The following is a 17,526-nucleotide window of genomic DNA, read 5'->3' as shown; positions in this document are numbered from 1 at the left end:
GCCGTCACCCCACCCCCAAAATCACCCCAGAATATGCATCCACAACGGCTGCCCCACCAGGCTCTGCGACCCCCGCAATTTCTCCAGCGCCTGCGCCACCGAGCGTTCCGGCCCCTCATGCGTGACGATCGCGACGAGCACGCTGCCGTCCGCCATCGCGCCGCGCTGGATCAGGCTCTCGATCGAGACGCCCGCGTCGCGCATCGCCGCGGCGATCTCGGCCAGCACGCCGACCCGGTCCGCGACCGTGAAGCGCAGATAGGCGCGCCCGCGCCGTTCGCCGCTGTCCGCGGTCGCCGCCGCGACCAGCGACGCCGCCGGCATCGCATAGGGCGGCCCATATTCGCCGCGCGCAATGTCGATCAGGTCCGCGACCACCGCGCTCGCGGTCGGCCCGTCGCCCGCGCCTGCGCCCTGGAACAGCAGCCGCCCGACGAAATTGCCCTCCGCGACCACGGCGTTCAGCGACCCCGTCACATGCGCGAGCGGATGGTCGACCGGCACCAGATGCGCATGCACGCGCTGGAACAGCCCGTCGGGCCCGTCCTCCGCCAGCCCGAGCAGCCGCACGCGGTAGCCTAAAGCCGCCGCCTCGGCGATATCCGCGCCCAGCAGGTGCCGGATGCCGCTCGCCGCCACCGTGTCGAACGCCGGCCGCGTCCCGAACGCGATCGAGGCGAGGATCGACAGCTTGTGCGCCGCATCCACCCCGTCGATGTCGAAGCTCGGATCCGCCTCGGCAAAGCCCAGCGCCTGCGCCTCGGCGAGGATCTCGGCGAAATCGCGCCCCTCCGCCTCCATCTTGCTCAGGATGAAATTGCACGTCCCGTTGAGGATCCCGTAGACCCGCCCGATCGCATTGGCCGCCGCGCCCTCGCGCAGGCCCTTGATCACCGGGATCCCGCCCGCGACCGCCGCCTCGAACTTCAGCGCGACGCGCGCCGCCTCCGCCGCGGTCGCCAGCTCATAGCCGTGATGCGCGAGCATCGCCTTGTTCGCGGTGACGAACGACTTGCCCGCGGCGAGCGTCGAGCGCGCGAGCGTCAGCGCGGGGCCGTCCGATCCACCGATCAGCTCGACGACGACATCGACGTCCCCCTGCTGCGCCAGCGCGGTCGTGTCGTCGACCCAGGCGAACCGCGTCAGATCAACGCCGCGATCCTTGTAGCGGTCGCGCGCCGACACCGCGACGACCTCGATCGCGCGCCCGGCCCGTCTGGCGATCAGCTCGCGGTTCGCGTCGAGCAGCCGGATGACGCCGCCCCCCACGGTTCCCAGGCCCGCCAGTCCCACGCGCAACGCTTCGCTCATCGTCTTCCTTTCGCCAAACCCGCGCGAAGACCTAGGGTTCGGGAAGGATTCCCGCAATCAAGATGACGAATGGCGCCGCGCGCCCTATCTGGTCCCGCATGACCGGCCGCTTCGATCACCTGCCCAACCGCCGCGCGATCATCGATCGCCGCGCGGTCGCCGACACCATCGCCGCGCTGGACGAGACCGACCCGGTCGCGCTCGGCCGCCAGGCGACGATCCTGCTCAAGGCCGCGCTCGACGCGGGCCGGGTCGAGGTCGCCAAGCGGCTCGCCGAACATCCCAGCCGCGGGCTCGAGGTGTCGAGCGCGCAGGCCTATCTGATCGACCAGCTGCTCCGCCTGCTGTTCGACTTCACCACCACCCGGCTGCACCCCGCGCCCGCGCCCACCCCCGACGACCGGCTGACGCTGATCGCGGTCGGCGGCTATGGCCGCGGCGAGATGGCGCCGCATTCGGATGTCGATATCGGCTTCCTCACGCCCGGCAAGCAGACCCCGCGGGTCGAACGCATCATCGAATCGATGCTCTACACGCTCTGGGATCTCGGCCTGAAACTCGGCCAGTCCAGCCGCTCGCTCGACGAGATGATCCGCCAGGCCAAGGCTGACATCACCGTCCGCACCGCCCTGCTCGAGGCGCGCTACGTCACCGGCGACATGGATCTCTACGAAGAGGCGTCGCGCCGCTTCAAGGTCGAGGTCCAGGCGGATACCGCACGCGCGTTCATCGCCGACAAGCTCGTCGAGCGCGACCTGCGCCACCGCAAGATGGGCGACACGCGCTATGTCGTCGAACCCAACGTCAAGGAGGGCAAGGGCGGCCTGCGCGATCTCCACGCGCTCTTCTGGATCGGCAAATACATCTACGACGTCCAGCGCGCGGCGCAGCTCGTCGATGTCGGGCTGTTCACCAAGGCCGAATATCGCCTCTTCCACCGCGCCGACAATTTCTTCCAGGCGGTGCGCTGCCACCTCCACAGCATCACCGGTCGCGCCGAGGACCGGCTGACCTTCGACGTCCAGCGCGAGATCGCCGACCGGATGCGCTTCTCCGACCGCCCGGGCAAGCCGAAGGTCGAGCGCTTCATGCATTTCTACTTTCTCCAGGCGAAGACCGTCGGCGACCTCACCGGCGTCTTCCTCGCGCATCTCGACGAGAAATTCGCCGCGCGCGGCCGCCGCTTCGGCCTGCCGACGATCCGCCGCAGCCCGCGCCGGCTGAACGGCTTCGTCCTCGACCGCGGCCGGCTGGCGCTGCCCGACGACGATTTCTTCCGTGCAAGTCCGGTCCGGCTGATCGAGATCTTCCAGCTCGCCGACCGCAACGCGCTCGAGATCCACCCGCTCGCGATGCGCGCGGCCGCCCGCGACGTGAAGCTGGTCGACGACATCCGCGACGATCCCACCGCCAACGCGCTGTTCCTCGACGTCCTCAGCTCGCCGCGCGATCCCGAACTCGTCCTGCGCTGGATGAACGAGACCGGCGTGTTCGGTCGGTTCGTGCCCGATTTCGGCCGCGTCGTCGCGCAGATGCAGTTCGACATGTACCACCACTACACCGTCGACGAACACACGATCCGCGCACTCGGCCTGCTCGCGCGGATCGAGAATGGCGCCTTGAAGGACGACCATCCGCTCGCCAGCGCGATCTTCCGCCAGATCGTCTCGCGCCGCGTCCTCTATGTCGCGGTGCTGCTCCACGACATCGCCAAGGGCCGCGGCGGCGATCATTCGATCCTCGGCGCGGAGGTCGCGCAGCGCCTCTGCCCGCGCTTCGGCCTGTCGCCGGCCGAGACCGAGACCGTCGCCTGGCTCGTGCGCTGGCATCTGCTGATGTCCGCGACCGCGTTCAAGCGCGACCTGTCGGACTTCAAGACGATCCTCGATTTCTGCGACGTGGTGCAAAGCCCCGAGCGACTCCGCCTCCTGCTCGTCCTCACCATCGTCGATATCCGCGCGGTCGGCCCGGGCGTCTGGAACGGCTGGAAGCGCCAATTGCTCGGCGACCTCTATGAATCCGCCGAGGAGGTGCTCCGGCTCGGCCACAAGCAGAAGGGCCGCGCCGAACGCATCGCCGCCAAGCACGAGACGCTCCACGCCGATCTCGGCTGGAGCGACGCCGAGTTCGCCGCGTTCGTCCGCCGCATGCCCGAGGCCTATTGGATCGCCGAGCCCGAGGACGTGCTCGTCCACAATGCCCGCTTCCTCGCCGGCACCGGCGACGCGCAGCTCGCGATCGACGCGCATGTCTATCCCGGCCGCGGCGCCACGCTCGTGACGATCTACGCCGCGGATCATCCCGGGCTCTTCTACCGCATCGCCGGCGCGATCCATGTCGCGGGCGGCAACATCATCGACGCGCGGATCCACACCACGCGCGACGGCATGGCGGTCGACAATTTCCTCGTCCAGGATCCGTTCGGCCGCCCGTTCGACGGCAGCGAACAGCTCGCCCGGCTGAAGACCGCGATCGAGGATGCGCTCGCCAACCGCGGCAAGCTCGCCGACCGCCTCGTCGCCAAGCCGCTCCCGCGCGCGCGCGCCGAGGCGTTCGACATCGTCCCCAACGCGATGATCGACAACCGCGCCTCGAACCGCTTCACCGTGGTCGAGGTCAACGCCCGCGACGGCCCCGCCCTGCTCAACCGGCTCGCCCAGGCGCTCTTCCAGTCGAAGGTGACGATCCACTCCGCGCATGTCGCCACCTATGGCGAACGCGCGGTCGACACCTTCTACATCACCGACCTCACCGGCGACCGCATCACCGCCCCCGCCCGGCTGAAGACCCTCGAACGCCGCCTGCTCGCGGCGGCCGCCGGCAAGGAACTAGACCTCGCCGCCTAACTTCGCCCGTCATCCTGACGAAAGTCAGGATCCAGAGCCACGATCGTCCCGCTGAGTTATCCTGGATCCTGACTTTCGTCAGGATGACGGACGTGAACGAAGCCCCCCAAACGCAAAAGGCCGGCCCGCGAACGGACCGGCCTCCCCTACCCTCCAAACGCAATCAGAACCGCGTGCGCACCGTCAGCCCATAGGTCCGCGGCTCGGCGAGGTACGAGGTGAAGATCTGGTTCCCCACCCCGCCGAACGCCTTCACCTGGTCGAGATTGCCCGCGCCCTGGAACGGCGCGTTGAAGCCGACCTGCTGGTAATCGGTGTCGAGCAGGTTCTGCGCCCACAATTCGACCGCCCATTTCTGCGCCGGCCCGCGGATGCCGATCCGCGCGTTCATCAGGAAGAAGCCGTCCTGCGCCTTCTCGGTGAACAGGTCCGACCCGGTATTATAGTCGCTGGTCATGCGGCCATCGATGTAGAACAGCCCGGTGATCCCCGACGACCCCAGCTCGGGCGTCCACGTCCCCGACGCGGTGACCGTGTGCTTGGGCGCGTTCGACAGCGTGTTGCCCGACAGCAGGAACAGCGCGGGGTCGAGGGCCTCGCCCGTCTCCGACCCGACCAGGTTGTTCTTGAAGGTCGTGTCGACATAGGTGTAGCCGAGCGACACCGCGACGTCGCGGACCGGGAACAGCCCCGCCTCGAGCTCGACGCCCTGCGACCGCACGCCGTATTTCACGTCGCCGGTGCACGCGCCCGTCGCCGCACTCGCATCGCGATCCGCGCCGTTCAGGCTGGTGTCGCACGAGCTGATGTTCTGGACGATGAAGTTGGTGCCGTTGAACGTGTTCAGCTGGAAGTTCTTGAACTCCTGGCGGAAGCCCGCGACGTTGAAGGTGAACTGCGCGGAGGTGAACTTCAGCCCCAGCTCATAGGAATTGACCGTCTCGGGATCGAACCGCAGCCGGCTCGCGCTGGCATTGGTCGGCGACGAGAAGACGTTCGCGGTCAGGTCCGACCGGTCGAGATTATAGCCGCCCGCCTTGTAGCCGCGCGAATAGGACGCATAGAGCAGCGTGTCGGTACGCGGCTTGTACGACACGATCCCCGTGCCGCTGAACTCGCCTTCCTTGAACCCGTCGTTCAGATCGAGCCCGTTCAGCGCCGAGGTCGAATTGCCCGTGCAGGTCAGCGTGACGATGCCGCCGACCAGCGTCTTCAGGCTGGCGGGCACCGCCGCGCTCGCCAGCAGCGGGCTCAGCGCGGCCTGCTGCGCGGGGCAGACGGTGTTGTTGTTGTTGAAATCGGCGTGGAAATCCTTCTGCTCATGCGTGTAGCGAAGCCCGCCGGTGATCGACAGCTTGTCGGTGACCTTGAAGATGTTGTGCGTGAAGAACGCGTAATTCTCGCTGTCCTGATAATAGGTCGACCGCTGGTCGCCCAGATTGTTGAGCGTGCTCAGCCGGTCGATGCCGCTCAGGATGGTACCGGTCAGCGCGCCGAAGGCGGGCTGCGTGCCCGGAACCTGTCCCGACAGGACCGCACGTCCCGTCGCGCTGAGGCAGCCCGGATTGGCCGGATTGCGCAGCGCCGCCGCCGGGTTGACCGTCGCGACGATCCGGCACGCGGCGAACGCGCCATATTGCGTCCCGAACTTCAGATTGTCCGCAACGACCAGGTCTTCCTTCGAATAATAGCCGCCGACCAGCCAGTCGAGCTTGTCGTCGAACAGCGACCCGTTCAGCCGGACTTCCTGGCTGAAGGTGTGGAACTGGCGATAGCTGTTGCCGTCGTCCGCACGATAACCGATGTCGAGATTGCCGTAGTCGATGTCGGCCGCGCCGCCCGACTTGTACTCGCGATACGCGGTGATCGAGGTCAGCTGCGCAAAGCCCAGGTTCGCGTCGATCTGGCCCGAGCCGCCATAATCCTTGGTGATGTTCGAATAGGCGCGGCCCAGCGTGTTGGCGATGCGGCGGTTATACGGGTCGCCTTGGCTCGGGAACACCGCACCCATGCTCTGCATGACCTGCTGGATGCGGTTGCCCGCCGGGTTGATCGCGAAGTCGCCCGCGACGCCCGGCGTCGGGTCGATCTTCTCGCGCGTGTCGATATAGACCGCGCCGCAGCACTTTTCGTCACGCCGCGTGTAATCGCCGATCAGCCGCACCGACACGTCGGCGCTCGGCTCGAACAGCAGCTGCCCGCGCACGAAATAGCGGTTGCGGTCGTTATAATCGGTCTGGTTGATGACGTCGTAATAATAGCCGTCGCGCTTGCCGAACACGCCGTCGAGCCGGAACGCCAGCTTGTCCTTGATGATCGGCCCGGTCAGCCCGCCCGCGATGCGGATATTGTTGTAATTGCCATAGGTCGCGTCGCCATAGCCGCCGAACTGGTAGGAGGGCAGCTTGGTCAGGATGTTGATCGTGCCCGCCGATGCGTTGCGCCCGGCCAGCGTCCCCTGCGGCCCGCGCAGCACCTCGATCCGGTCGACTTCGCCCAGATCGTTCAGACCCGAACCCGTGCGGCTGCGATAGACGCCGTCGATGAACACCGCGACCGAGCTTTCAAGGCCGGGATTGTCGCCGACCGTGCCGATGCCACGGATACGCGCCGAGGCGTTCGCCTCCGAGCCGGTCGACGAGATCAGCAGCGACGGCGCAAGCTGGGTCATCTGGCGGATGTCGGTCGCGCCCGAATTCTGGAGCGCGGCCTGGCCGACCGCGGACACCGCGATCGGCACGTTCGACAGCCGCTCGGAGCGGCGCGTCGCGGTGATGACGATGTCGCCCGCATTGATCGGCTGGGGATTCGCGTTCTCGGCAACCGGCTGCTGCTGCGCATCGACCGACGCGGCGGCGGTACCCGATGTATTTGAGGGTACGGTCTGCGCCTCGGGCTGCGTCGTCGGGACATCCTGTGCGAAGGCCGGCGCCGCGATCGCGATCGTCGCGGCGGCAGACAACAGATATGCGGTCATGCGCATGGGCATCTCTCCTGGCGGCTTCGAATTATTTCGAATTTCCGGTTTGGTCAGGAGGTAATTGGAATTTTCATGCAGCGTCCACCGATTTCCGTATGCGGAAGTAACTTTCCGGTCGCTGTGTCGCACTTCCGCAACACCGAGCAATAACACCGCGTGATAGCCCCGAAATCGATGCATCGCGCACGGGCGGTTCGACCGCGGCGGTTGACGCTACGGAACGGGTCATGGTGACCTGCACCCCAACGCAAACGGCCCACCGCCCCGGACAGGGGGCGATGGGCCGGTCGCTATCGTCGTATCGCGCCCGCATCGCGGGGCCGCGTCGTCACGCCGTTACTTGGGCGCGAGCACCATCAGCATCTGACGGCCTTCCATGCGCGGATACGCCTCGATCTTGGCGATCTCCGCGACGTCGTCCTGCACGCGCTTCAACAGGTTCATGCCCAGCTGGCCATGGCTCAGCTCGCGGCCACGGAAGCGCAGCGTGATCTTGACCTTGTCGCCTTCGCCGATGAAGTCGTTCACCTTCTTCATCTTCGTGTCGTAATCATGGTCGTCGATGTTCGGACGCATCTTGATCTCCTTGATCTCCTGCGTCTTCTGCGACTTGCGTGCGAGGTTCGCCTTCTTCTGCGCCTCGTACTTGAACTTGCCGACATCGAGGAACTTGGCGACGGGCGGATCGGCGTTGGGCGAGACCTCAACCAGGTCCAGACCATGCTCGGCCGCCTGCTCGATCGCTTCGCGCGTGTACATCACGCCCAGATTCTCGCCCTCGTGATCGATCACGCGGACCTTCTGGCTTTGGATGAATTCGTTGAATCGCGGGCCGTTCATCGCGGGCGTCTGCATGGGCCGGCGCATCGTGGGAGGACGTATGGGGGTTGCTCCTGTTGTTTCTGACGAAGTATTTGGGCCGGCTTATAGCGCAGAAAGCTCTGCGCGGAAAGCCGGCCTCGTCCATCACATATCGGGAGCGCGCGCCTCGATCGCAAGGCGTGCCACCGCCTCGTCGAGCGACAGCATCTCCTGCCCCTGGCTGCCCAGCCGCCGAATCGCGACCGTCGCCTCGTCCGCCTCGCGCTTGCCGACCACGAACAGCACCGGCACCTTGGCCAGGCTGTGCTCGCGCACCTTGTAGTTGATCTTCTCGTTGCGCAGGTCGGTCTCGACCCGGATCCCCGCCTTGCGCAGCGCGGCGACCACACTGTGCGCATAGTCGTCCGCATCCGACACGATCGTCGCGACCACTACCTGCACCGGCGCCAGCCAGAGCGGGAAGCGCCCGGCATGATGCTCGATCAGGATGCCGATGAACCGCTCGAACGTGCCCAGAATCGCGCGGTGGAGCATCACCGGCCGATGCCGCTCGCCATCCGCGCCCACATAGGACGCGTCGAGTCGCTCGGGCAGCACGCGGTCCGACTGGATCGTGCCGACCTGCCACGTCCGCCCGATCGCATCGGTCAGGTGGAATTCGAGCTTCGGCGCATAGAAGGCCCCCTCGCCCGGCAGCTCCTCGAAATTCGCCTTGATCGTGTCGGGCAGCGTCGACTGCATCACCGCCTCGCGCAGCTCGGCCTCCGCCTTGTCCCACATCGCATCGTCGCCGAACCGCTTCTCGGGGCGCAGCGCGAGCTTCACCGCATAATCCTCGAAGCCCAGATGCTTGTACACGCTGTCGAGCAGCTCGCAGAACTTGCGCACCTCCTCGACCAGCTGGTCCTCGCGGACGAAGATATGCGCGTCGTCCTGCGTGAACTGCCGCACGCGCATGATGCCGTGCAGCGCGCCATGCGGCTCGTTGCGGTGGCAGCAGCCGAACTCGGCCATCCGGATCGGCAGGTCGCGGTACGACTTGATCCCCTGCTTGAAGATCAGGACGTGCGCCGGGCAGTTCATCGGCTTGAGCGCCATCAGGTCGCCCTCGCCCGACAGGACCGCGCCCTCGTCTTCCACATTGGGGATCTCGTCGGGCACCACGAACATGTTCTCGCGATACTTGCCCCAGTGGCCCGACTGCTCCCACTGCTTGGCGTCCATCAGCTGCGGCGTCTTCACCTCGGCATAGTCCGCCGCATCGAGCCGCCGACGCATATACGCCTCCAGCTGGCGCCACAGCACGAAGCCGTTGGGATGCCAGAACACCGACCCCTGCGCCTCGGACTGGAGGTGGAACAGGTCCATCTCCTGCCCGATTTTCCGATGATCGCGCTTGGCGGCTTCCTCCAGCCGGAACAGATGCTGGTCGAGCTGCTTCTTGTTGAGCCAGCCGGTGCCGTAGATCCGGCTGAGCATCGCGTTCTTCTGGTCGCCGCGCCAATAGGCGCCGCTCACGCGCGTCAGCTTGAACGCCGCGGGATCGAGCTTGCCGGTCGAAACCATGTGCGGCCCGCGGCACATGTCGAGCCACTCGCCCTGGCGATAGATGGTCAGCTCCTCGCCCTCGGGCAGCTCGGCGGCCCATTCGGCCTTGAACGTCTCGCCCTGCTCGGTCCACCGGTCGATCAACTGCTGGCGCGACCAGACCTCGCGCAGGAACGGCTCGTTCCGCGCGATGATCGCCCGCATCTCCGCCTCGATCGCCGGCAGGTCCTCGTCGGTGAACGGCCGGTCCTTCGGCGCGAAGTCGTAATAGAAGCCGTCATCGGTCGCCGGCCCGAAGGTGATCTGCGTGCCCGGAAACAAATGCTGCACGGCCTCCGCCATCACATGCGCCAGGTCATGCCGCACCAGCTCGAGCGCATCCGCCTCGTCGCGCGCGGTGACGAGCGCCAGCTGCGTATCCCCCTCGAACGGCCGGCTCAGATCCCGCACCTGCCCATCGATCCGCGCCGCCAGCGCCGCCTTGGCAAGCCCCGGCCCGATCGCCGCGGCAACATCCGCGGGCGTAGTCCCGGGCGCAACCTCGCGGACGGAACCGTCGGGAAGCGTAATGCGGAACATGGCAGACATGAGGAACTTTCTCGTGATGGAAGAGCGGCGCTTATGCCGTCGCCCAGCCGATATAGGCAACCCGCCACGCACCGACACCCCACGAACCGCCCCCATGTTCCCCGGCGAAGGCCGGGGCCCAGTTGGGAAACGCCGCCAACAAAGGACCGCGCCCAGTTACGCCGACCTCACCATCTGGACCCCGGCCTCCGCCGGGGTGGAAGCCATCTGCCCCCTCACCCCACCCCGAACGGCACCACATGGTTTCCCTGCGTGTGCCCCACCTCGGCCCGCCCCAGATACGGCACCCCCATGTCCCGCGCCCAGCGCACCATCATGTAATCCAGCGTCTCCCCCCAGGCCGGCTCGTTCGCCTGCACCGCGGTCACCGCCCCGAGCCTGAGCCCGGCAATCCCCTTCAGCTGCGTCGCGTTCGCCACCTTGAACAGCATCCGGTCGATCGCATACATCGGCTCCGACACCTCCTCGACGATCAGCACGTGATCGGTCAGATCCGGCAGCCACGGCGTCCCGATCAGCGACGTCAGGATCGACAGGTTGAACGCCGCCGAGGGCTGCCCCCCGAGCCCCGGCTCGAGTCCGCTGCGATCCCCCCGCGCCATCCACCCGAGCGACCGCGCCACCGTCACCTCGCCGTCATGCCGGTTGATGTCGCTCACCATCGGCCCGTGCGCCACCCGCCCGATCCGCCGCGCGTAAAGCGCCCCCAGCAGGAACCCGACATCCGAATAGCCCAGATACGTCTTGTGCCGCGCCGCGCGCCCCAGCTCGGGCATCACCATCTGCAGGATCCGGTTCGCGCCATAGCCCCCGCGCAGGAACCAGATCGCGTCGAACGCCGGATCATTGGCGTATTCCAGAAACGCCGCCGCGCGCGCGAAGTCCGATCCCGCGAAATGCCCGTCGGTCGCGGTGCACTGCGGATGGAATACCAGCTCGACCTCGGGAAACGCGCGCGCCGCATAGGCGGTGACCACGGGGATCGCCGAAGGGTTGGTCCGGCTCGACGCGGCGAGAACACCGATGCGCATGGTTCGTCCTGTCTTGCCCCGTTACGCAACCGCCGATAGCGCGAGCTTATGGATATCACCAACCCCTCCGACCAGACCGCCGCCGACCAGCCCGCCTATTTCTTCATCGGCATCGGCGGGTCGGGCATGATGCCGCTCGCGATGATCCTCGCGGGCCGCGGCGCGAGCGTCGCGGGCTCGGACCGCAATCTCGACCAGGGCCGCGTCCCCGCCAAGTTCGACGATCTCGCCGCAAAGGGCGTCGCGCTCTTCCCGCAGGACGGCAGCGGCATCGTCTCCGCGGACCAGCACGTCGTCGCCTCCGCCGCGATCGAGGCCAATGTCCCCGACATGATCGCCGCCGCCGCGCTCGGCTGCCCGCGCGCCACCCGCGCCGAGCTGCTCGCCTCCTTGTTCAACGACAGCCGCCTGCCGATCGGCGTGGCGGGCACCAGCGGCAAGTCGACCGTCACCGGCATGATCGGCTGGATCCTCCACACCGCCGGCCGCGACCCGACCGTGATGAACGGCGCGGTGATGAAGAATTTCGCCACCCCCGACGCCCCCTTCGCGAGTGCCTTAGTCGGCGAGGGCGACACCTTCGTCAGCGAAGTCGACGAAAGCGACGGCTCGATCGCGCATTACGCGCCCAAGATCGCCGTGCTCAACAATGTCAGCCTCGACCACAAGTCGCTCGACGAACTCCGCGCGCTCTTCGGCGCCTTCATCGCCAAGGCCGAGACCGCGGTCGTCAACGCCAACGACCCCGACGCCGCAGCGCTCGCCGCCCGCCTCCCGCGCGGCCAGGTCACCACCTTCGCGATCGACGCCTCCGCCGACCTCCGCGCCGAGAACCTCGCCCCCGAACCCTTCGCGATAGCGTTCGACCTCGTCTCGCGCGGCGTCCGCACGCGCGTGAAGCTCGCCGTCCCCGGCCGCCACAACGTCGCGAACGCGCTCGCCGCGATCGGCGCGGCGATGGCCGCCGACGTGTCACTCCCCGACGCGGTCAGGGCGCTCGCGAGCTTCACCGGCCTGCGCCGCCGGTTCGATCTGGTCGGCGAGGCGAACGGCGTCGCGGTGATCGACGATTTCGGCCACAACCCCGACAAGATCGCCGCCACGCTCGACACGCTCCACGCCTTTCCCGGCCGCCTGCTGATCCTGTTCCAGCCGCACGGCTATGGCCCCTTGAAGGTCATGGGCACCGAGCTCGTCGCCACCTTCGTCGCGAGGCTGGCCCCCGAAGACCTGCTCGTCCTCCCCGACCCGGCCTATTATGGCGGCACCGTCACCCGCGAGGTCACCAGCGCCGACATCGTCGCCCGGATCGCCGCGGAAGGCCGCGACGCCCGCCACATCCCCAACCGCGCCGACGCCGCCGCCTGCCTCGTGGCCGAGGCCCGCCCCGGCGACCGCATCGTCGTGATGGGCGCGCGCGACGACACGCTCAGCCTGCTCGCGGCGACCATGGTCGAATCCCTCGCCGGCTGATAGGATAAGCGCGCCCCCCGTCCGGAGACCCGCCGATGTTCCGCCGCCTCTTCCTCGACCATCCCGCCACCGTCGGCGAAAGCTATGCCGAGCATTTCGGCGTCGCCAGCCGGTTCGGCGTGACGATGATCGCCGGCGGCCTCGGCGCGCTCGTCCACGCGGTCATCCCCGCCTTGTGCAAGACCAGCGGCAGCGACACCGTCCGCGAACTCCACCGCCAGATGGTCGCCAAACGCGGCGCGGTGGCGGCCGACCAGACCCAGATGAAGACGGTAGAATTCATCATCTGACCCCAGCGCAAGCTGCCCCGTCCCCCCGCGAAAGCGGGGGCCCAGGACGAAGGCGGTAAGCGCCGCCCTCTCCCACCCGTCATCCTGACGAAAGTCAGGACCCAGAGCCAAGCAGCGCTGCGCCCCGTGACCCTGGATCCTGGGTCAAGCCCAGGATGACGGCGGTGAAGTGCAGCCCCCCACCCGTCCTCCCGACGGCGGGGAAGCGCCGCCCCCCTCCCCCCGTCATCCTGACGAAAGTCAGGATCCAGAGCCAAGCAGCACCGAGCCCTGCCACCCTGGACTCCCGCCTACGTGGGAGAGCGGACAGTCGCGATCGCATCCCCTCAACCCCGCCCCCGCTGTAAAGCCACCTTGACTCCCACACCCCTAGATGACAAGTTTCCTTTACCGACTCGAAAGGACGCTTGACCATGCACAAGAGCCCCGCGCTGCGCCGCTACAACGCCACCGTTCTCGGTCTCAGCCTCGCGTACATGGGCACGCTGTTCGGCGTGGTGGCGCTGTTCCGCAGCCATCCGCCGACCGGCCCGCTCGCCTATCTCCTCGCGGTGCTGCCCGCGCTCCCGCTGCTCGGCGTCTTCCTCGTCTGGGGCCGCTATCTGCGCGACGAGCCCGACGAATATATCCGCACGATGAACGTCCGCCAGACGCTGATCGCCACCGTCTTCATGCTCTGCGCGACGACGATCTGGGGCTTTGTCGAAAGCTTCGGCCTCGCCCCGCACCTCCCGGCCTATTCGGCGGGTGTACTCTGGTTTGCCGGCCTGATGCTCGGCGGGTGCCTCAACATCGCCGCGGTTCGCGCAGGCGCCGCATGAAGAACCGCCTGAAAGTCCTGCGCGCCGAACGCGACTGGAGCCAGGGCGACCTCGCCGACCGCCTCGACGTCTCGCGCCAGAGCGTCAACGCGATCGAGACCGGCCGCTACGACCCCTCGCTCCCGCTCGCCTTCCGCATCGCCGAGCTGTTCGGCCTCGCGATCGAGGACATCTTCACCAGCCCCTCTGCACCAGCCTGACCTAGCCCCACCCGCCCGCTTTGGCTAAAGCCCCGCGCATGACCGACACCACCACCCCCGCGCCGGACCGCCCCCGCCTCGCCTATCACCACACGACCGGCACCGGCCCGACGATCGTCTTCCTGTCGGGCTATGGCTCGGACATGACGGGCACCAAGGCGGTCACGCTCGAGGCCTGGGCGAAATCGCAGGGCCGCGCCTATCTCCGCTTCGACTATGGCGGCTGCGGCCGGAGCGAGGGCGCGTTCGAGGATCAGACGCTCGTCGACTGGCGCGACGACGTGATCGCGATGCTCGAGGCCTTGGCGGACGGCCCCGCGGTGCTCGTCGGCTCGTCGCTCGGCGGCTGGCTGATGCTGCTCGTCGCGAAGGCCCGCCCCGATCTGGTCGCAGCGCTCGTCGGCATCGCCCCCGCCCCCGACTTCACCGACTGGGGCTTCACCCCTGAGGAAAAGCTGACGCTGCTCAGCGCGGGCCGGCTCGAACGCGCCAACGACTACGGCCCCGAACCCACCATCTACACCCGCGGCTTCTGGGCGTCGGGCGAGGCGAACCGGCTGATGTTCGGCTGGATCGAGATCCGCTGCCCGGTCCGCCTGATCCAGGGCCAGCGCGACAAGGCGGTGCCGTGGCTGCGCACCACCCGGCTCGCCGAGCTGCTTCGTTCAGCCGATGTGCAGACACTGCTCGTCAAGGACGGCGATCACCGCCTGTCACGCGATTCCGACATCGCGCTGATCATCCGCGCGGTCGAGGATGTGATCGCCCGCTTATGATCCTGATGCTGCTCGCCCCCGCGCTGCTCCTGTCCCAGGCCGCCAGCCCCGCCACAAAGCCTGCCGCGCGCCCTGCTGCCAAGCCTGCCGCGGGCCCCGCCGACGATGCCACGCGGCTCCAGCGCTGCATCGCGACGATCGCCACCGATCCGGTCGCCGCGCGTGCCGAGGCGGGCCGCTGGCGGATGGCGGGCGGCGGCGCCGCGGCGCGCGACTGTGGCGGGCTCGCCTTTGCCGCGGAAAAGAACTGGGCCGCCGCCGCCGCCGAATTCGAGAGCGCGGCGCGCGACGCGCAGCTCGCGCACGACGATCGCGCCGCGACCTACTGGGCGCAGGGCGGCAATGCCTGGCTCGCCGCGGGCGACGCGACCAAGGCGCGCACCGCGCTCGATTCGGCGCTCACCGCGGGGACGCTGACCGGGCTCCAGCTCGGCGAGGCGCGGCTCGATCATGCGCGGGCGCTCGTCGCGGCGGACGATCTCGCCTCGGCGCGCACCGATATCGATCTCGCACTGACCACCGCGGGCGACGATCCGCTCGCCTGGCTGCTGTCCGCAACGCTCGCACGGCGGATGGGCAATCTGCCCCGCGCACGCGGCGACATCGCCGAGGCGCTCAAGCGCTCCCCCGACGACGCCTCGGTCCAGCTCGAGGCGGGCAACATCGCCGCGCGCGACGGCGACGAGACCCGCGCCCGCGCCGCCTGGGCCGAAGCCGCGCGCCTCGCCCCCGACACCCCCACCGCCCGCAACGCCATCGCCGCGCTCCGCCAGTTCGACCCGCCCAAACCCTGATCCGCCGGGAGAGGCGCACCCGCGCCACCGTCATTCCCGCGAAGGCGGGAACCCAGACTGGCAACCCTCACGGCCCGGCCACCCCCGCCCGCCCCTCTGGATCCCCGCCTCCGCGGGGATGACGGACGTGAGAGACGAGCACGACGCCACCCGCCCAAACGTCATTCCCGCGCAGGCGGGAACCCAGACTGGCAATCCTCACGGCCCGGCCACCACCCGCCCCTCTGGAACCCCGCCGGGGCGCCGCCTATCTACCGGCGATCCAACCCGAAAAGGCCGTCCATGAAATATCTGCACACGATGATCCGGGTCACCGATCCGGCCAAGACGATCGCGTTCTTCGAGCTGCTCGGGCTGAAGGAGGCCCGCCGCCTCGAAAACGAGCAGGGTCGCTTCACGCTGATCTTCCTCTCCGCGCCCGGTGACGAGAGCGCCGAGGTCGAGCTGACGCACAACTGGGATCCGGAAGAGTATGGCGAAGGCCGCAATTTCGGCCATCTCGCCTACCGCGTCGACAATATCTACGAGACCTGCCAGCGGCTCCAGGACGCCGGCGTGACGATCAATCGGCCGCCGCGCGACGGCCACATGGCGTTCGTCCGCACCCCCGACAACATCTCGATCGAGCTGTTGCAGGACGGCCGGCTCGACCCCGCCGAGCCCTGGGCGTCGATGCCCAACACCGGCCACTGGTAAGACAGACGGCCCGCCCGCCGCCGCGCGTCAGGCGCGGCGGCGGGCCGGCATCGTCCCGGCCGCCATCGCCTCGGCACAGTCGGCGACGTGGACCGTCGCACCGCAACCCTCGATGATCTCGATCCGCATCGTCAGGTCGACACAGCCCTGGCGGATGTCCTCCGCCAGCATCTCGCGCATCGCCACGATCGCATGCTCGATCGCCGCCGCGCGGTGCGCGAGTTCGATCCCCTCGTGATCCTCGATCACTTCGCCGCGCAGGGCGATCTGAAATCTGTATCGCGGCATCAGCGACATCCTGTGCGTTCGACGCGACGGCCGGGGCGACCGGCGGCGGCCGCGCCCAGTGTTCGCCCCTGTTTCTCGCAAGGCGTCTACGCCCCTGCGCGACGATCGGTTCCGCGCCACCCGTACAGCGCGAGGCACCCGACATTTTCTTACAATAACCGACAATTTCCGAAATGCGCGTCTAACCTATGTTTGAGCGAGACTATAACGCCTGTGATAGTGCAGGGCGCCTCGGGGCAAGCTATGCTTAACCCGGCGACTGAGAGTTCGATATGCTCCCGCCCGAGCGGAGCCTGCATGTGGATTACCCCATCGTCGTCACCGATCATCTGATTGCCAAGCTCGCGACCCGGGTCGAGCTGAGCGCGGCGGATCGCGTGGCGATCGCGGCGCTGCCGTGCAAGCTGCGCACGATCGACCAGTCGACCTATATGCTGCGCGAGGGGCAACGCCCGCTGCGCTGCGCGTTCGTGATCGACGGCTTCGCCTATCGCCAGAAGCTCACCCCCGACGGCGAACGCGAGATCGTCTCGATCCTGATGCCCGGCGACTTCATCGATCTCCAGAACCTGTTCCTCGAGGAATCGGATCACGACGTCCAGGCGCTGACCCGGATCACCGTCGCCGAGATCCCGATCCCCGCGCTGCGCGAGATCGTCGCGGTCTCGCCGAAGATCGCCACCGCCTTGTGGATCGAGGCGCTGGTCGAGGCGTCGATCCACCGCGAATGGCTGCTCAATGTCGGCCGCCGCAACGCCAAGATGCGGCTCGCGCACCTGCTCTGCGAATTCTCCGCCCGGCTGCGCGCCTCCTCGCTCAGCGACGCGGACGGCAGCTACGAACTGCCGATGACGCAGGAACAGATGGGCGATGCGCTCGGCCTGACCCCGGTCCATGTCAACCGCGTGCTCCGCGCGCTCGAGACCGACGGGCTGATCACGCGCCGCAAGCGGCAGATCGGCGTCGTCGACTGGTGCGCGCTGCGCGACGCCGCCGAATTCAACGAACGCTATCTCCACCTGACCCAGACGCGCAGCTGAGGACGGGGCCTGAGGACGGGGC

General features: G+C 68.0%; 15 protein-coding genes. 9 read left to right on the top strand and 6 right to left on the bottom strand.

What is annotated here, in order from left to right; all coding sequences use genetic code 11:
- Nucleotides 1-21 precede the first annotated feature (21 nt).
- Nucleotides 22-1,311, bottom strand: a complete 1,290-nt coding sequence (locus ASE89_RS15240) for a homoserine dehydrogenase (RefSeq protein WP_056679392.1) — start codon at nucleotides 1,309-1,311, stop codon at nucleotides 22-24.
- Nucleotides 1,312-1,409: 98 nt separating this feature from the next.
- Between ASE89_RS15240 and ASE89_RS15235 the strand changes: the two genes are divergently transcribed.
- Nucleotides 1,410-4,157 carry a [protein-PII] uridylyltransferase gene (locus ASE89_RS15235; protein ID WP_056680729.1) on the top strand — a complete coding sequence of 916 codons (2,748 nt, stop codon included), beginning with the start codon at nucleotides 1,410-1,412 and terminating at the stop codon, nucleotides 4,155-4,157.
- A 163-nt stretch (nucleotides 4,158-4,320) separates the two neighbouring features.
- On the opposite strand, the gene ASE89_RS15230 is transcribed toward ASE89_RS15235, so the two are convergent.
- From ASE89_RS15230 to ASE89_RS15215, 4 genes are all read right to left on the bottom strand, one after another.
- Nucleotides 4,321-7,140, bottom strand: a complete 2,820-nt coding sequence (locus ASE89_RS15230) for a TonB-dependent receptor (RefSeq protein WP_056679389.1) — start codon at nucleotides 7,138-7,140, stop codon at nucleotides 4,321-4,323.
- Between the two features lie 333 nt (nucleotides 7,141-7,473).
- The gene (gene infC / locus ASE89_RS15225) at nucleotides 7,474-8,004 is read right to left on the bottom strand and encodes a translation initiation factor IF-3 (protein ID WP_031396176.1); all 531 of its coding nucleotides are present in this window, start codon (nucleotides 8,002-8,004) and stop codon (nucleotides 7,474-7,476) included.
- A gap of 99 nt (nucleotides 8,005-8,103) precedes the next feature.
- The gene (gene thrS, locus ASE89_RS15220; protein ID WP_056679386.1) at nucleotides 8,104-10,095 is read right to left on the bottom strand and encodes a threonine--tRNA ligase; all 1,992 of its coding nucleotides are present in this window, start codon (nucleotides 10,093-10,095) and stop codon (nucleotides 8,104-8,106) included.
- A gap of 215 nt (nucleotides 10,096-10,310) precedes the next feature.
- On the bottom strand, nucleotides 10,311-11,126 hold the full coding sequence (locus tag ASE89_RS15215; protein WP_056679383.1) for an LD-carboxypeptidase: 816 nt from the start codon (nucleotides 11,124-11,126) through the stop codon (nucleotides 10,311-10,313).
- Nucleotides 11,127-11,174: 48 nt separating this feature from the next.
- Here ASE89_RS15215 and ASE89_RS15210 point away from each other — a divergent pair, with 48 nt between their 5' ends.
- The 7 genes from ASE89_RS15210 to ASE89_RS15180 all read left to right on the top strand — a co-directional run bounded on the left by ASE89_RS15210 (nucleotide 11,175) and on the right by ASE89_RS15180 (nucleotide 16,176).
- Complete coding sequence (locus ASE89_RS15210) at nucleotides 11,175-12,599, top strand: UDP-N-acetylmuramate--L-alanine ligase (protein WP_056679380.1); 1,425 nt, start codon at nucleotides 11,175-11,177, stop codon at nucleotides 12,597-12,599.
- A 35-nt stretch (nucleotides 12,600-12,634) separates the two neighbouring features.
- On the top strand, nucleotides 12,635-12,889 hold the full coding sequence (locus tag ASE89_RS15205) for a DUF6356 family protein (RefSeq protein ID WP_031441081.1): 255 nt from the start codon (nucleotides 12,635-12,637) through the stop codon (nucleotides 12,887-12,889).
- A gap of 413 nt (nucleotides 12,890-13,302) precedes the next feature.
- Nucleotides 13,303-13,710, top strand: coding sequence for a hypothetical protein (locus ASE89_RS15200; RefSeq protein ID WP_056679377.1), 408 nt, complete (start codon nucleotides 13,303-13,305; stop codon nucleotides 13,708-13,710).
- Complete coding sequence (locus ASE89_RS15195; RefSeq protein ID WP_031394295.1) at nucleotides 13,707-13,910, top strand: helix-turn-helix transcriptional regulator; 204 nt, start codon at nucleotides 13,707-13,709, stop codon at nucleotides 13,908-13,910. The genes ASE89_RS15200 and ASE89_RS15195 overlap by 4 nt, the downstream gene beginning before the upstream one ends.
- A 38-nt stretch (nucleotides 13,911-13,948) precedes the next feature.
- Entirely contained in the window at nucleotides 13,949-14,686 is a 738-nt protein-coding gene (locus tag ASE89_RS15190; protein ID WP_031441083.1) for an alpha/beta fold hydrolase, read from the top strand.
- Nucleotides 14,683-15,480, top strand: coding sequence for a hypothetical protein (locus ASE89_RS15185; RefSeq protein WP_330219062.1), 798 nt, complete (start codon nucleotides 14,683-14,685; stop codon nucleotides 15,478-15,480). Before ASE89_RS15190 ends, ASE89_RS15185 begins: the two co-directional genes overlap by 4 nt.
- Before the next feature lie 282 nt (nucleotides 15,481-15,762).
- Nucleotides 15,763-16,176 carry a VOC family protein gene (locus ASE89_RS15180; RefSeq protein WP_037531709.1) on the top strand — a complete coding sequence of 138 codons (414 nt, stop codon included), beginning with the start codon at nucleotides 15,763-15,765 and terminating at the stop codon, nucleotides 16,174-16,176.
- A gap of 27 nt (nucleotides 16,177-16,203) precedes the next feature.
- On the opposite strand, the gene ASE89_RS15175 is transcribed toward ASE89_RS15180, so the two are convergent.
- Nucleotides 16,204-16,464 carry a DUF6894 family protein gene (locus ASE89_RS15175; RefSeq protein ID WP_056409046.1) on the bottom strand — a complete coding sequence of 87 codons (261 nt, stop codon included), beginning with the start codon at nucleotides 16,462-16,464 and terminating at the stop codon, nucleotides 16,204-16,206.
- A gap of 299 nt (nucleotides 16,465-16,763) precedes the next feature.
- Here ASE89_RS15175 and ASE89_RS15170 point away from each other — a divergent pair, with 299 nt between their 5' ends.
- Nucleotides 16,764-17,504, top strand: coding sequence for a Crp/Fnr family transcriptional regulator (locus tag ASE89_RS15170; RefSeq protein ID WP_235188324.1), 741 nt, complete (start codon nucleotides 16,764-16,766; stop codon nucleotides 17,502-17,504).
- Nucleotides 17,505-17,526 lie beyond the last annotated feature (22 nt).

The sequence above is a fragment of the Sphingomonas sp. Leaf30 genome, assembly GCF_001422525.1.
GTDB lineage: Bacteria > Pseudomonadota > Alphaproteobacteria > Sphingomonadales > Sphingomonadaceae > Sphingomonas > Sphingomonas aerolata.
The sequence above is the reverse complement of the archived record's forward strand: the minus strand, read 5'-3'. Positions and strand labels throughout refer to the sequence as shown.